Here is a 13,446-nt window from a genome sequence, read left to right as displayed (position 1 = left end):
CATCTTCTGGACATACGTCCCTCCCCCTCCCACCCTTCACCCGAGGCCCCTGTTGCCCCGGCGCCATACGGTTGCCGCATGGACAGGATCGTGCGTCCGCTCGGTGAGGACCCCGCCGCGGCCACCTACGAGGCCGCCGACGCCACCGGCCGCCGGCTCATCTACACCGTCGGCACCCGCCCGGCGGCCGACCGCGACGGCTACAACGCGTGGGCGCGGGCGGTCATCGAGATCAGCGCGCACCCGAACCTCATCGACGTCACACTCGGCGGTGTGGGCGCCGACGGGAGGCCCTTCCTGGTGTCGGCGACGGCCGAGCGGACGCTCTCCGAACTCCTCACCACGGCCACACCGCCCGCGGCCGACGTCGTGCTCCACGTCGTCGTCCGGGTGGCGGGCGCCCTGGAAGCGCTGCACGCTAGAGGCTTGCGGCACGGCGCGGTGTGTCCGTCCACGGTGCTCCTCGACGGCGACGGCGTGGTGCGCCTCGCGGGCCTCGACACCCGCGCGCCGGAGATGGCCGCGCCGGTGACCCCGGGCGTCTTCACACCGCCGGAGGGACAGCAGGGCCCACCGTCCGATGTGTACGCACTGGCCGCGACGGCCTACGTGTCCCTCGGCGGCACGATCCCCTACGCCTCGGCGCCGGTGGAGGACCTGCCGGGCATTCCGGTGCAGGTCACCGCAACGCTGCGGGCGGCGATGCATCCCGACCCGAAGGCGCGGCCCGGCGTCGGCCTGCTCCGCGACTCGCTGGCGGCCGTGGTGATGCCCGCCGCCGCGATCGAGCGGATGGAGGCCGAGCGCGTCGGCGCGCAGGTCCGGGCCGTCAACGACACGGTCGTGTCGATCAACCTGGCGATGTCCGGGGCGGCCGCGACCGGGATCGCCGCCACGGCGGGCATCCTGGCCGGCAAAGCCGCCCCGATCGCGCTCGCGCAGGCGACCGGGCCGGGGACGGCGGCGGTGACCGCCGCGAAGGGCACCGGCGTGGCACTGGTGTGGAAAGTCGGACTGGGCGTCACGGCGGCGGCCGTGGCCGCCGGTGCTGCGGTGGTCGGCGTGCAGGTCGCCAATGACACCGGCGTCGCCGCACCCCCCGTCGTGCGGCTCGACGAGCCGCCGATCAAGGGCGTCGACTTCACCTCGATCTCCTTCATCGAGCCCAACGGCCGCGCCGACGCCGTCCAGCTCCAGAACGGCACCTACGAGGCCAAGCACGACAACGTCTTCGACGACTACAGCTGGACCATCACCCACGACCCGGTCTACGCCGACCTCGACGGCGACAAGGACCTCGACGCCGTGCTGGTCATGGACCTGTCCGGCTACGAGTACGGCGCGCCCTTCTTCATGGCCTGGATCTGGGAGGACGGCAAGGCCGTCCAGGTCCCCAACACCGGCGAGGGCCTGTGCCACGTCGACGACGTCCACGTCGCCGACGGCAAGGTCGAGGCCACCACGCGCGGCACGTCGGCGGCCTCCGGCTGCTACGCCGTCACCGAGGACGAGATGACCACCGAGACCTACACCATCGGCGTCCACAAGGGATTCCTCGCGCAGACCGCCCCTGTACTCGGTTCGCCCGACCGCTGCAACAGCCTCGACCCGGCCTCCATGTCGGAGGTCCTCGAACCGGTCACACCGCACCTGGCGCCCAGTGCCGACTCACCGGTCATCGAAGGCGATTTTCCGTCGATCTCCTACAACCCCGGGGAGCTCATCAACTCCGACGGCTGGGTCAACGCGAGACTCACGTATGCGGACGAAAGCGTCGCGTGCGGGTGGATCGAGCTGGCTGTCTAGTGGCGTTCGACGGATAACGTTGCGCGATGGACGGCTTCCAGATCATCCGCTGGCTGAGCAGTGATGACTCCGCCGCGGTCTACGAGGCCGCCGGGCCGGGCGGGCGTCGGCTCATCTACACCGTCGGCCACCGGCCCGTCGAGCCCGGCGGGGAGTTCTCGGCGTGGGCGCAGCGGCTGCGCGGGGTGCGGCATCCGCACCTGGTCGCGGTGGCCGCCGCCGGGCTGACCGACGACTCGCGGCCCTATGTCCTGTGCGGGACGGGATCGACCACTCTCGCCGAGCGCCTGGTGCGCACTCCGCCGAGTGTCACCGAGGTCGTGCGGACGACGACCGCGATCGCCGACGCCCTCGACACCGCGCACGCGGCGGGCCTGCGGCACGGCACGATCTGTCCGTCCACAGTGGTCTACGCCGTCGACGGAACGCCGATGCTGACCGGTTTCGACATGTGCGCGCCCTCGCTGGTCAAGACCGCGCGGCCGGGCCTGTACACGGTGCCCGAGCTCGATCCGGGATATCCCGCCGACATATACGCGCTCGCCGCGACGGCGTACGTCGCGCTCGGGGGGACGCTGCCGTACGTCGGCGACCCGACCGACCCGGCGCTGCGCCGTCGCGGGATCACCGAACTGCCGGGTGTTCCGCCGGAGCTGACCGGGATGCTGCGCACGGCGCTCAATCCCGACCCGTCGGCGCGGCCGAGCGCGGCGCTCCTGCGCGACGCGCTGTCCACGGTGGACATCGCGGAGTCGCCGCCGACCGTCGCGCTGCCCGTCACCGTCGTCGGCTCCGACGTACGCGCGGCGAACAAGGGCGTCGCCCCCATCAACGAGGCCGTGACAGGTACGCAGCCGAGGATCCCGCGCGAGAAGCGGCCGCCGATGCCCGCCGGCGTGGCACCCCTGCCGTCGACGGGCGCGAAGCCGAAGAGGACCTACAGCGGACGGGTGCTCGTCGTCTTCATCGTGCTCCTGGTGCTCGCCGGCGGGCTCGGCGGCGCCTGGATGCTGCGGGACGAGTTCGCCGACGCCACCGAGGACCGCTCCGCCGAGATCGAGCGCGTCGACTTCGACGCCGTGGAGTTCACCGTCCCCTACGACGCCGCCCGCGAGGTGAAACTCAAGGGAGGCACGGGAACGGGCGTCGGCTCGGGCGAGGGCGCGCCGACGGAGACCTGGACCCTGGTCACCGGCCCGGTGTTCGCCGACGGCAACCACAACGGCGACCAGGACACCGCCGCGATCCACCTGACCGTCACCACCGAGAACGGCACCCGCGCCTACGTGCTGGTCTTCTACTGGAGCGACGGGCTGCGGCAGGCCGGCCAGGTCGTCAACGGGATCTGCGAGGTCAGGGACATGCGGCCCTCCGGTCCCTCGTTCGAGCTGGAACTGGTCTCGGCCAACCCCTTCGTCAACTGCGAGGCCGTCAAGGAGTCCGACCGCAGGTACGAGACCATCGGCGTCCAGATGTCCGGTGGACTGCTGATCCAGGCCGGGCCGCACATCGGCGCCGCCTCACGCTGCGAACCGACACCCGGCGTGGAGACCGAGGACCACGGCGCCGACACGATCGTCCGGGTGGCCCCGACAAGCGAAGCCATGGAGGTCGGCGACGGCATCGAATCGGTAACGGTATTCCGTCCCGAGACCGCCGGAACGGTCGAATGGCTCCTGGCGTACGTCTCACGATCCGACGGCACGGCCACCTGCGGATGGGTGGCCGCCGCCGACGTCGCCTGACACCGCACCGCGAAAGCCCACCATGAACCGCCCGAGGAGAACCCGGCGCCTATGACAGCCACGCAGACACCGCTCGCACCGACCGCCGGATCGGCACGAGTCGGGGATCCCAGGAAGTCCATCCGGGTGGACCCTTGTCACTGGGAACACTTCGCCCGCCTCGCTCCCGGCCGACCCCACGGTCGTCCGAGGGTGGATCCCCCCTGGCACGATCGCGTGAGAACACCGAAGAGAACGAGGGCAACGCCATGACCACGCCTGCGTCCCCACTCCATTCCGACGACACCGCGGCGAGCTATCCCACCAGCGGTCCGGACGCCTCGCCGGCGATGCAGATCGTCGGCCACCAGTTCGTCGACCAGGCGTCCTTCGGCGGTTGGGCCGGCCTGGTGCGGCAGCTGTCCTCGCACCCCAACATCGCCACCGTCTTCCACGCCGGAGTCGGCCCGGACGGCAGACCGTCCATTGTGGTCGACGCCGGTGGCAGCACACTGGCCGAACGCCTCTGCCAGATGGGTCCGCTCGCCGTCGGCGAGGCCGTCACCAACGCCTCCCTGCTGGCCCAGGCGCTCGACACGCTGCACCAGAACGGACTGCGGCACGGCGCGGTATCCCCCTCGACGGTGCTGTTCAACGGTTTCGGGCACCCGCAGCTCGCCGGGCTCGACGGTCAGGCGCCCGGGATGGGCCTGCACTCGGTGAACTCGCGGTTCAACCCGCTCGACTCCGCGCCCGGCCCGGCCGCCGACGTCTACGCGCTCGCCGCGACCAGCTACGTCGCGCTCGGCGGGCAGCTCCCCTACGCCTCCGACCCGTACAACCCGGGCCTGCGCAACCAGTCGGTGCTCGACCTACCGGGCGTTCCGCAGCAGGTCACCGGGATCCTGCGGGCGGCGCTGAACCCCGACCCGAACGGGCGCCCCAGTGCCGCACAGCTGCACGCCGAGCTGTCGACGATCGACCTGCCGCACGTCCCCAACGCCGCGCCCGCGCTGCATCCCGAGGCCGTCGGCATCGCCGTGCGCCCGGTCACGCAGGGCGTCGTCGAGATCAACAACGCCGGTGCCGCCGCCCGGCCGGTGTCCGGCGCGCCCGCGCCCTACCCGACTTCGGGAGTGCCGGCGCAGTACCCGACCTCGGGCGTCCCGGCGCAGTACCCGACCTCCGGCGCGCCGATGTACCCCGTGACCGGTCCCCCCGCGCAGCAGTTCCAGCAGCCCTGGGGGCCCCAGCCGCCGCCGCAGAAGAAGTCGAACGCGGCGATGATCTTCGTGGTCGGCGCCATCGCGCTCGTCGTCGTGGCCGCCGTCATCATCGTCGCCGTCAACGCCTTCAGCAAGGAGGAGACGGCCGACCCCGACCCCGTGCCGTCGGAGCCGGTGATCGACGAGGGCATCACGACCATCGACCTGGAGAACGCCGAGGTCTCGCTCCTCCAGGCGCCCGGCAGCCTCAGCAACGGCGAGACCGGCCTGTACAAGATGACCTCGACGCCCGTCTACGCCGACATCGACGCCGACAACGACCTCGACGCCGCCGCCGTCATCCAGAACGAGGGCGACTCGTCGGAGGACATCGACCCGTGGGAGTTCGTGCACGTCTGGCTGTACGACCCGGCCGGCAAGCGCGCCGAGCCCGTCGAGTGGGAGGCGACCTGGCAGTGGACGTGCAGCGAGCTGCCGAACCTGGAGGTCGCGGCGAGCTCCTCGACGCCGGGGCAGTTCGAGATCACCCGCTCCGACTCGAACTTCTGCAACGACGGCTTCAACCCCAGTGAGACCGTGCACGTCGAGATGCACGACGACGAGATCGTGCAGAACGACGACGGTCACCTCAGTGCCGTCGTGAACTGCCGCGACGACGTCAACTCCACCGGCCTGGAGACCGAGGACGTGACCGGGAAGGCGCAGCCGCTGTTCCACCCGGAGGCGTCGTCGAACGTGGTGGCGCAAGACAGCGAGTTCACGAAGATGGTCGTGTACTACAGCGAGGGCACCAGCACCGACATCAACAACGGGTACGCCTACGGCGTGATCACTTTCACCGACGGGAAGCTCGGCTGCGGCTGGGTGCCCTGGGACGTGGTGGTCTGACGCGCGATTTCGCCGCCCGTCGCCCCTGGGGGTGGCGGGCGGCGCCGTCGTTCAGGCCATTTGTGCGGCGAGTTCGCGCATGTGCGTGATGACCGCCTCGGCGCCGGCGTCGGTGAGCGCGCGGGCTTTGCCGGGGCGGTTGGCGTAGCCGACTGCGGCGGTGCCGGCGGCGCGGGCGGCCCGCACGTCGGTGGCCGAGTCGCCGGCCATGACGGCTTCGCGCGCGTGCTCGCCCAGTACTGCGAGGGCGGCGCGGATGGGAGCCGGGTCGGGCTTCATGCGTTCGGGAGCGGCGTAGGGCCTGCCCACGATGGCGGCGATGTCCTCGCGCAGGCCGGCGAGGGTGAGGTAGCCGTCGCGTGCGTTCACGCGCCCTCCCTCACGGCCAAAGCAGAGCGCCGCGCCCTTGTGGGGGCGCGGCGCTCACGTGCTGGCGGTGGCGGTGGGATTTGAACCCACGGACGGCTTGCACCGTCACACGCTTTCGAGGCGTGCTCCTTCGGCCACTCGGACACGCCACCGTCGACGAGGCTACCTGACGGCCTCGGCGTTTCGCACGCCGGTATCGGCTCACCGCCGACACCCCCGTTGACCGGCGGCGCTAGCCTCATCTCCATGAGCGTGACCCCTCCCCCACCCGGCGGCATGCCGTGGGACCCGACACAGGGCGCACCGACGTCGCACCAGCCCCCGCCGACTCCCGTGCACGGCCAGCAGCCGTTCGGCCCGGCCGAGCACGGCTGGTCACCGCTCCCCCCGCTGCCTCCGACGCCACCGCAGCAGGGCGGCCCGAAGAAGCGCGGCCCGTGGCCGATCATCGGGATCGTCGCGGCGGCCGTCGTCGTCCTCGGCGTATCGGTGTACTTCGGCCTCGACTACATCAACAAGGACGAGGAGGACCCCGGCGCGCTCAACCCGGGCCCCTCGTCGAGCGCGACCGAGCAGCCGGCGGGCGGGATCGAGGCGGTCGACTTCAAGAACGCCGCCGTCTACGCCAAGGGCGACCTGGTCGCCTTCGCCGACGGGAAGTTCGAGGACTTCACCCTCAAGGGGGACCCCGTGTTCGCCGACATCGACGGTGACGGGGACAAGGACGCCGCCGCCGTGGTCGACATCGCCGGCGAGAAGCCGTGGTCGCAGGTCCTGCTGTGGGTGTGGGACGGGACGGCCGCTCAGCCGATCGCCTTCGAGGCGAGCTGGCAGTGGGCGTGCGACCCGCTGACGCCGATGGCGGTCGCGGCGGGCGAGGGCGGCTTCGCGCTGACCCGATCGACGGCGAACGTGTGCGGCGGCGACCCGGCGACCGAGACGATCACGGTCGGGATGCACGAGGCCTTCCCGGTCGAGGTGATGGGCGCGCACCACTCGGCGACGACGCGCTGCCGCGTGGTCCCGGCGGGTTCGACGGAGATCACCGACGTGACGGGCAAGGCCGAACCGGTCGTCCTGAACGCCGAGGGCGCGCCGAAGCTGGCCGAGACGGCCGACTACAGCAAGCTGGAGGTCCACCACCGGCCCTCCCCCGACGCCACGCTCGACAACGGCTACGCGATCGCGACGATCACGTGGGCCGACGGCGGGACCGGTTGCGGCTGGGTGCCGTGGTCGGCGGTGACGGGCTGACCCGAAGGGCCCTTGCCGCTGCTCGCTAATGTCACGGACATGAGCGATACGCCCATTTTCCGCGACGAGACCGCATCCGTGTACGCGGCGGCCGCGCCGGGCGGCGGTCCGGCGGTGATGGTCGTGGGTTCGGCGCCGGTCGCGGCCTCGCGCTTCGATCCGTGGGCGGCGGCGCTGCTGTCGGTGTCGCCGCTGCCGGGCGTCGCGACGGTCTTCCAGGCCGCTCGGGAGCCCGACGGGCGGCCGATGATCGTCGTCGACGCCAGTGGGGTGACGCTCGCCGAGCGGCTCGTCGCGCAGGGACCGCTGCCGGTCGCGGAGGTGCACACGGCGGGTGTGGCGCTGGCCGCGACGCTCGCGCAGGTGCACGGCACGGGCCTGTGGCATGGCGCGGTGTGCCCCTCGACGGTCGTCTTCGCCGACACCGTCCGCCTCGCGGGGTTCGACGCGTGCGCGCCGGGTATGGCCAAGGCGCCCGAGCCGAGCCGTTTCACGGCGCCCGAAGGGATGCAGGGACCGGCCGGGGACGTCTACGCGCTGGCCGCGACGCTCTACCTCGCGCTCGGCGGGCAGCTCGGCGGCTACGTCGGCGACATCTACGACGTTCCGCCGCCGCTGACGGCAGCCTTGCGCGCGGCCCTGTCGCCCGACGTGGCGCAGCGGCCCACCGCGCAGCAGCTGTTCCATACCCTGTCGAGCGTCGGCGCGACCGAGAACACGCAGCCGGCCGTGCCGATGGATCCCGCGCTCGTCGGCGCGCCGGTCCGCCCGGTCAACCAGACCGTCGTGTCGATCAACCTCGCGATCTCCGGCGCCGCCGTGACGGGCATGGCCGCCGCCGCGGGCGTCATCGTCGGCCACAACGCGTCCGGGGCGCTGTCGGCGCTGGCCGGCGGTACCGGCGCGAAAGCGGCCGCCGCCAAGGGCTTCATGGGCTTGAGCGCCCTGAAGATCGGCGCCTTCGCCACCGGCGCGGCCGTCATCGCCGCCGGCGCCATCGTCGCCGTCAACGTCCTCGACGACGAGGCCGCCGGCCCCGGCCCGCTGGTCACCGCGATCCAGCAGTTCGACTTCGCCAACACGACCTTCTTCGACACCGAACGCGGCTTCGACGCGCAGCTCACCGGCGGCAAGAGCCCCGACTTCAACTACAACGACCCCGACCACGGCTACCGGCTCGCCGACGACCCGATCGTCTACGCCGACGCCGACGGGGACAACGACCTCGACGCGATGACCGTGCTGATCCTGGAGAACGGCAACGGCTACTGGCGTGCGGCCTACGTCTGGCTCTGGGAGGGCGACAAGGCCGTGCAGCTCCCGTACGCCCTCGCCGACGGCGCGCGCTGCGACGACGACTTCGACCCGCCGACGGCCGTCGAGAACGGCTTCCGGATCGTCCGGAAGATCACCGAGTCGACGATCAGCTGCGCGGAGGTGATCCACACCGACGACCCGGTCGTCATCGGTGTGAAGCACGGTTTCCCCGTCGCGATCGAGCCGACCTACGGCGCGGCCCAGTCCTGCCTGCCGTCGGAGTACGAGGACGTCCGGGAGATCTTCAACTACGAGCCGCTGATCGCGCCCGCCGAGGGCGCGCCGACCGTTGACACTCCCGACAGGTTCAAGCGGCTCGAACTGGTCTACACCACCTGGCAGGAAGACGAACCGCCCGAGTGGCTGCGGGTCCGCATGACCCGCAACGACGACACGGTCAGCTGCGGCTGGGTGCCCAACAACGGCCTCGACGACTGAGCACGAGGAGCGCCATGGAAACGCCGATCCACTCCGACGAGACCGCCGACGTCTACGCCGGGCCCGGTCCCGTGCTGCGCATCGTGGGCCGCCATCCCGTCGCCGCCGAGGACTTCGACCCGTGGGCGGCCGCGCTTCTCGACGCCGCGAGGGAGTCCGGGATCGCCGACGTCCGGCACGCCGCCCGCGAGGCCGACGGACGCGCGATGCTCGTCGTGGACGCCTCCTCCGCGACGCTCGCCGAGTACCTGGTCGACCACGGCCCGGTCACCTGGCCCGCCGCCGTCATCATCGCCGAGGCGGTCGCCGACGGGCTGGCCGCGGCGCACGCGCGCGGTCTCACGCACGGCGCCGTGTGTCCGTCCACAGTGATCTACGACTCGCAGGTGGCGCTGGGCGGTTTCGACACGTGCGCGCCCGGCCTGGCAAGGCCGATGTCGGTGCCCAATCCCTTCGCGCCGAACGACTTCGGGCCAGCCGCCGACGTGTTCGCGCTGGCGTCCACTGTGTACCGGGCGCTCGGCGGGCGGCCCGGCCCCGTCGCCGACATCCCCGGCATCGACGCGTCGTTCACCGAACTCCTGCGCTCGGCCACCGCCCCCGAGCCGTCCGCCCGGCCGACCGCCGCGCAGTTCCGCGACGCCCTCACCCTCCCCGCCCGCCCGATGCCCGGCGCCCCGCCGATCCCGCTCGCCGCCGCGCTCGTCGGCGCCGACGTGCGCCCCCTCAACGACGCCGTCGTGTCCATCAACCTGGCCGTCGCGGGCGCCGCCGCCACCGGCATGGCAGCCACCGCCGGCATCATCGCGGGGCAGAACGCCGCCGGGGCGCTGTCGGCGCTCACCACCGGAAGCGGCGCCAAGGCCGCCGCCGCGAAAGGCCTCATCGGCACGGCCGCGCTGAAGATCGGCGCCACCGCCGTCGGCGTCGCGGTGATCGCCGGGGGCGTCGTCGTCGGCGTGAACGCCTTCAACGGCAGCGGCGGGCAGGCCTCTCCGCAGATCCAGGAGCCCGGGCCGCCCAGCGAGGACATCAAGGCCCACGACTGGGCCAACGCGACCTACGTGGGCTTCGAGGGCACGGACGCGAGCACGACGCTCGTCGGCGGCGAGGCCGACCGCTACGACGAGATCTCCTTCACCGAACTGGCCGCCGAGCCCGTCTACGCCGACCTCGACGGCGACAACGACCTCGACGCCGTCACCATGCTCGTCACCCACGGCGGCAACGCCGAGCCCGCCTGGATGCAGATCTGGCTGTGGGAGGACGGCGGGCCCGTGCAGATCCCCGGGACGGTCATCTCCCGCGTCCACTGTGGAGACTTCTTTGAAGACCCCGTCGTCGTCGACGGCGCCATAGAGATCAAGAGCTTCGCCCGCGTCGGCTACGCCGGAGGCTGCGCCGGCGCTCCGGAGGACTTCGAGGAGGCGACCTTGCTCGTCGAGGTCCAGGGCGGCTACCCCGTCGCCACCGCCCCGGCCTTCGGCTCCGTCCACCGCTGCTCCCTCATGGCCGACGACGTGCCGAGGCCCGTCACCGCCGGGACCACCGCGCTCGTGTGGCCCGTCGACGGCGCCCCGAAGGTCGGCGACCCGGGCGAGTTCACCGAGGTCATGGCCGTGTACCGCGACACCGGGCTGGGCTGGTCGGTGGTGCGGATGACGCGCGCCGACGGGTCCGTCTCGTGTGGCTGGGTTCCGGCGTCGGCCGTCGGGGAGTGATGGCAAGATCCGGGGGATGAGCAACCACATCGGCGCAAAGCCCGGCGAGATCGCCGAGACCGTACTGATGCCCGGCGACCCGCTGCGGGCCAAGTGGATCGCCGAGACATTCCTCGACGACGCGGTCTGCTACTCCACCGTGCGCAACATGTTCGGCTTCACCGGCTCCTACCAGGGCCACCGCGTGTCGATCCAGGGCTCGGGCATGGGCATGCCCTCGGCGTCGATCTACACCCACGAACTGCTCGCCGAGTACGGCGTGAAGACCGTCGTGCGCGTCGGCAGCGCCGGGTCGATCCAGGACGACGTGAACCTGCGCGACGTCGTCGCCGGCATCGGCGCGGCCACCGACTCGTCGATGAACGTCAACCGCTTCGCCGGGCAGCTGTCCTACGCGCCCGTCGCCGACTACGGGCTGCTCAGCGCGTCCGTGGCCGTCGCCGCCGAGAAGGGCGCGGCCATCCGGGTCGGGCAGATCCTGTCCAGCGACGTGTTCTACGGCGACTCCCTCGACACCTACAAGAAGGCCGCCGAGTACGGCTGCCTCGCGGTGGAGATGGAGGCGGCGGCGCTGTACACCCTCGCCGCGAAGTTCAAGGCGCGCGCGCTGACGCTGGTGACGATCTCCGACCACATCTTCCGCGAGGAGGCCATGCCCGCGCAGGAGCGCGAGCGGACCTTCGCCGACATGGTGGAGATCGCGCTGGGGGCGGTCATCCGGTAGGCGTTTCGGCTGGTGGGGCCCGGCGGGAGCCGGGCCTTTCGCGTGTGCGGGGAGGGGTGGCGGCTAGATCGAAAATGTCGGACCCGGTCGGTAACTTCATCGTGACCGGATCGCCCGTCCGATGCCCAGTCCGAGGAGTCGCCATGCCCTCCGCCCGACTCACATTCCTCTCCGCGCTGGTGCTCGCCGGGGCCGTCTCGGCCTTCGCGGCGGGGCCCGCACAAGCCGCCGCGCCGCCACCCGGCGCGTGGGGTCTCGACCGCGTCGACCAGGAGGAGCCGCCGCTCGACGGCGTCTACGCCCCGCCCAACGGCGCGCCCGACGTCACCGTCTATGTGATCGGCGAGGGGGTCTCGACCGCGCACGAGGAGTTCGGCGGCCGCGCGTCCGTCGGCGTCTCGCTGGTGTCGGGGGCCTGCACCGAGTCGTCGACCGGCACCGCCGGCGTGATCGGCGGCGAGGCCTACGGCGTCGCCAAGGACGTGACGCTGGCGTCGGTCCGCGTGTCCGGCTGCGCCGGTGTGCCCGCGCGGACCGTGGAAGGCGTCGAGTGGGTCACCGCCTGGGGCGAGTGCGTCGACCTGTACGCGCCGGGCGCTCAGATCACCGCGGCCGCGCCGGGAGGGAGTCAAGCGACGGGGACGGTGGCGTCCGCGTCGGCGGCGGCCGGGCACACGGCGGGCGTCGCGGCGATGTACTTGCAGACCTCGCCGGGGGCGACGCCGGCGCAGGTCGGCGCGGCCCTCGTCGAGGGCGCGGTGGCGACCTGGTCCGAGCCGCACCCGGGTTCGCCGGACGGACTGCTGAACACCGGCTTCCTTCCGGGTTCGCCCGAAGGCGACTTCGCCGTGGCGATCGACGGTCCGGCCGAGGTGACGATCCACGCCGGTGAGTCGTTCACGCTTCCGGTGACGACGTCGCCGGTCTCCGGGGACCCGCAGCGGCTGACGCTGATGCCCCCGAGGCCCTTCGGTGGCGGCACGACGAACGTGACGCCGTCCGAGCTCGCCGTCGGCGAGTCGGCGGTGCTGACGGTGACCACGCCGCCGGATGCGTTTCCGGGGACGAGGGAGATGAGGGTGAGCGGGCGCGGGACCCGCGACGGGATCGTCAGGGTGGCGACGATCGTGCTCACGGTGCTTCCCGTCGACGGCGTGTGCGTGGTCGAGGGGGCGCCGTCGGCACTGGCCGATCCGGGCGTCACGGACCTGGCCGTCACCGTCGACGGGTGTTTGAGGGCGCCGAACGGGAGATGGGTGCTGCGGGTGACCGACCGCTCGGCCGGTGACGCGGGTTCGCTCACGGGCTGGCGGCTGGGGCTGTGACTCCGCCCGGGCCGGCCGCGCGCTCAGGCGGCCGGTTCGGGACGGTCGCGAAAGAACCCCCGCAACAGCCCCGCGCACTCCTCCTCGCGCACACCCGCCCACACTTCCGGGCGGTGGTTGAGGCGGCGGTCGCGCACGACGTCCCACAGCGAGCCGACCGCGCCGGTCTTGGGCTCCCAGGCGCCGAAGACGACCGTCGCCACGCGCGCGAGGACGAGCGCGCCCGCGCACATCGTGCACGGCTCCAGGGTGACGACGAGGGTGCAGCCTTCGAGGCGCCAGCCGTCGCCGTGTACGCGGGCGGCCGCGCGCAGGGCGAGGATCTCGGCGTGCCCGGTGGGGTCGCCGGTGGCCTCGCGGTTGTTCGCCGCGGCCGCCAGCTCCTCGCCGCCGGGGCCGTAGACGACCGCGCCCACCGGCACGTCGGCCGGGTCGGCGCCGGCCGCGACGTCGAGCGCGCGGCCCATCCAGTCGTCGAAACGCGTGATCACGCCTTCGAGGGTAGGCGCAGAGGCGTCCGGTGGGTCGCCGCGGCACCCGCGACGGCCCACCGGACGCTCCCTAGATCGTTGATGGGTTAATGGTCGTAGGCGATGAGGGAGCGTTTGACGGGTGCGCCTGTGTTCCAGTTGTGCCAGATGGCGGTGTTGAGGG

General features: G+C 72.3%; 10 protein-coding genes and 1 tRNA gene. 8 read left to right on the top strand and 3 right to left on the bottom strand.

What is annotated here, in order from left to right; all coding sequences use genetic code 11:
- Window positions 1-78 precede the first annotated feature (78 nt).
- The 3 genes from AB0I28_RS04445 to AB0I28_RS04435 all read left to right on the top strand — a co-directional run bounded on the left by AB0I28_RS04445 (window position 79) and on the right by AB0I28_RS04435 (window position 5,644).
- Complete coding sequence (locus AB0I28_RS04445) at window positions 79-1,806, top strand: hypothetical protein (protein WP_357489360.1); 1,728 nt, start codon at window positions 79-81, stop codon at window positions 1,804-1,806.
- Window positions 1,807-1,832: 26 nt separating this feature from the next.
- Window positions 1,833-3,551 carry a hypothetical protein gene (locus AB0I28_RS04440; RefSeq protein WP_357489358.1) on the top strand — a complete coding sequence of 573 codons (1,719 nt, stop codon included), beginning with the start codon at window positions 1,833-1,835 and terminating at the stop codon, window positions 3,549-3,551.
- A gap of 248 nt (window positions 3,552-3,799) precedes the next feature.
- Window positions 3,800-5,644, top strand: coding sequence for a hypothetical protein (locus AB0I28_RS04435; RefSeq protein ID WP_357489356.1), 1,845 nt, complete (start codon window positions 3,800-3,802; stop codon window positions 5,642-5,644).
- Window positions 5,645-5,695: 51 nt separating this feature from the next.
- Here AB0I28_RS04435 and AB0I28_RS04430 read toward each other — a convergent pair whose 3' ends face one another.
- Both AB0I28_RS04430 and AB0I28_RS04425 read right to left on the bottom strand, forming a co-directional pair.
- Window positions 5,696-6,013, bottom strand: coding sequence for an HAD hydrolase-like protein (locus AB0I28_RS04430; protein ID WP_357489354.1), 318 nt, complete (start codon window positions 6,011-6,013; stop codon window positions 5,696-5,698).
- Between the two features lie 62 nt (window positions 6,014-6,075).
- A tRNA-Ser gene (locus AB0I28_RS04425) sits at window positions 6,076-6,165 on the bottom strand.
- Between the two features lie 94 nt (window positions 6,166-6,259).
- Here AB0I28_RS04425 and AB0I28_RS04420 point away from each other — a divergent pair.
- The 5 genes from AB0I28_RS04420 (at window position 6,260) to AB0I28_RS04400 (ending at window position 12,792) form a co-directional block, all read left to right on the top strand.
- A complete protein-coding gene (locus tag AB0I28_RS04420) occupies window positions 6,260-7,267 on the top strand; it encodes a hypothetical protein (protein ID WP_357489352.1) in 1,008 nt (335 codons plus the stop codon).
- A 39-nt stretch (window positions 7,268-7,306) separates the two neighbouring features.
- A complete protein-coding gene (locus AB0I28_RS04415; RefSeq protein ID WP_357489350.1) occupies window positions 7,307-9,022 on the top strand; it encodes a hypothetical protein in 1,716 nt (571 codons plus the stop codon).
- A gap of 14 nt (window positions 9,023-9,036) precedes the next feature.
- Complete coding sequence (locus AB0I28_RS04410) at window positions 9,037-10,743, top strand: hypothetical protein (protein WP_357489348.1); 1,707 nt, start codon at window positions 9,037-9,039, stop codon at window positions 10,741-10,743.
- Between the two features lie 16 nt (window positions 10,744-10,759).
- On the top strand, window positions 10,760-11,467 hold the full coding sequence (gene deoD / locus AB0I28_RS04405) for a purine-nucleoside phosphorylase (protein ID WP_357489346.1): 708 nt from the start codon (window positions 10,760-10,762) through the stop codon (window positions 11,465-11,467).
- Window positions 11,468-11,610: 143 nt separating this feature from the next.
- A complete protein-coding gene (locus AB0I28_RS04400) occupies window positions 11,611-12,792 on the top strand; it encodes a hypothetical protein (protein WP_357489344.1) in 1,182 nt (393 codons plus the stop codon).
- Between the two features lie 23 nt (window positions 12,793-12,815).
- Here AB0I28_RS04400 and AB0I28_RS04395 read toward each other — a convergent pair whose 3' ends face one another.
- Window positions 12,816-13,259 carry a nucleoside deaminase gene (locus tag AB0I28_RS04395; protein WP_357490816.1) on the bottom strand — a complete coding sequence of 148 codons (444 nt, stop codon included), beginning with the start codon at window positions 13,257-13,259 and terminating at the stop codon, window positions 12,816-12,818.
- Window positions 13,260-13,446 lie beyond the last annotated feature (187 nt).

The organism is Phytomonospora sp. NPDC050363 (genome assembly GCF_040655735.1).
Taxonomy (GTDB): Bacteria; Actinomycetota; Actinomycetes; order Mycobacteriales; family Micromonosporaceae; genus Phytomonospora.
Note: the sequence above shows the minus strand (reverse complement) of the source record. Positions and strands in the feature narration are given on the sequence as shown.

Coding starts and splice junctions, on each gene's coding strand:
- AB0I28_RS04400 (WP_357489344.1), top strand. CDS start 11,611: ATGCCCTCCGCCCGACTCACATTCCTCTCCGCGCTGGTGCTCGCCGGG.
- deoD (WP_357489346.1), top strand. CDS start 10,760: ATGAGCAACCACATCGGCGCAAAGCCCGGCGAGATCGCCGAGACCGTA.
- AB0I28_RS04420 (WP_357489352.1), top strand. CDS start 6,260: ATGAGCGTGACCCCTCCCCCACCCGGCGGCATGCCGTGGGACCCGACA.
- AB0I28_RS04445 (WP_357489360.1), top strand. CDS start 79: ATGGACAGGATCGTGCGTCCGCTCGGTGAGGACCCCGCCGCGGCCACC.
- AB0I28_RS04410 (WP_357489348.1), top strand. CDS start 9,037: ATGGAAACGCCGATCCACTCCGACGAGACCGCCGACGTCTACGCCGGG.
- AB0I28_RS04435 (WP_357489356.1), top strand. CDS start 3,800: ATGACCACGCCTGCGTCCCCACTCCATTCCGACGACACCGCGGCGAGC.
- AB0I28_RS04440 (WP_357489358.1), top strand. CDS start 1,833: ATGGACGGCTTCCAGATCATCCGCTGGCTGAGCAGTGATGACTCCGCC.
- AB0I28_RS04415 (WP_357489350.1), top strand. CDS start 7,307: ATGAGCGATACGCCCATTTTCCGCGACGAGACCGCATCCGTGTACGCG.
- AB0I28_RS04395 (WP_357490816.1), bottom strand. CDS start 13,259: ATGGGCCGCGCGCTCGACGTCGCGGCCGGCGCCGACCCGGCCGACGTG.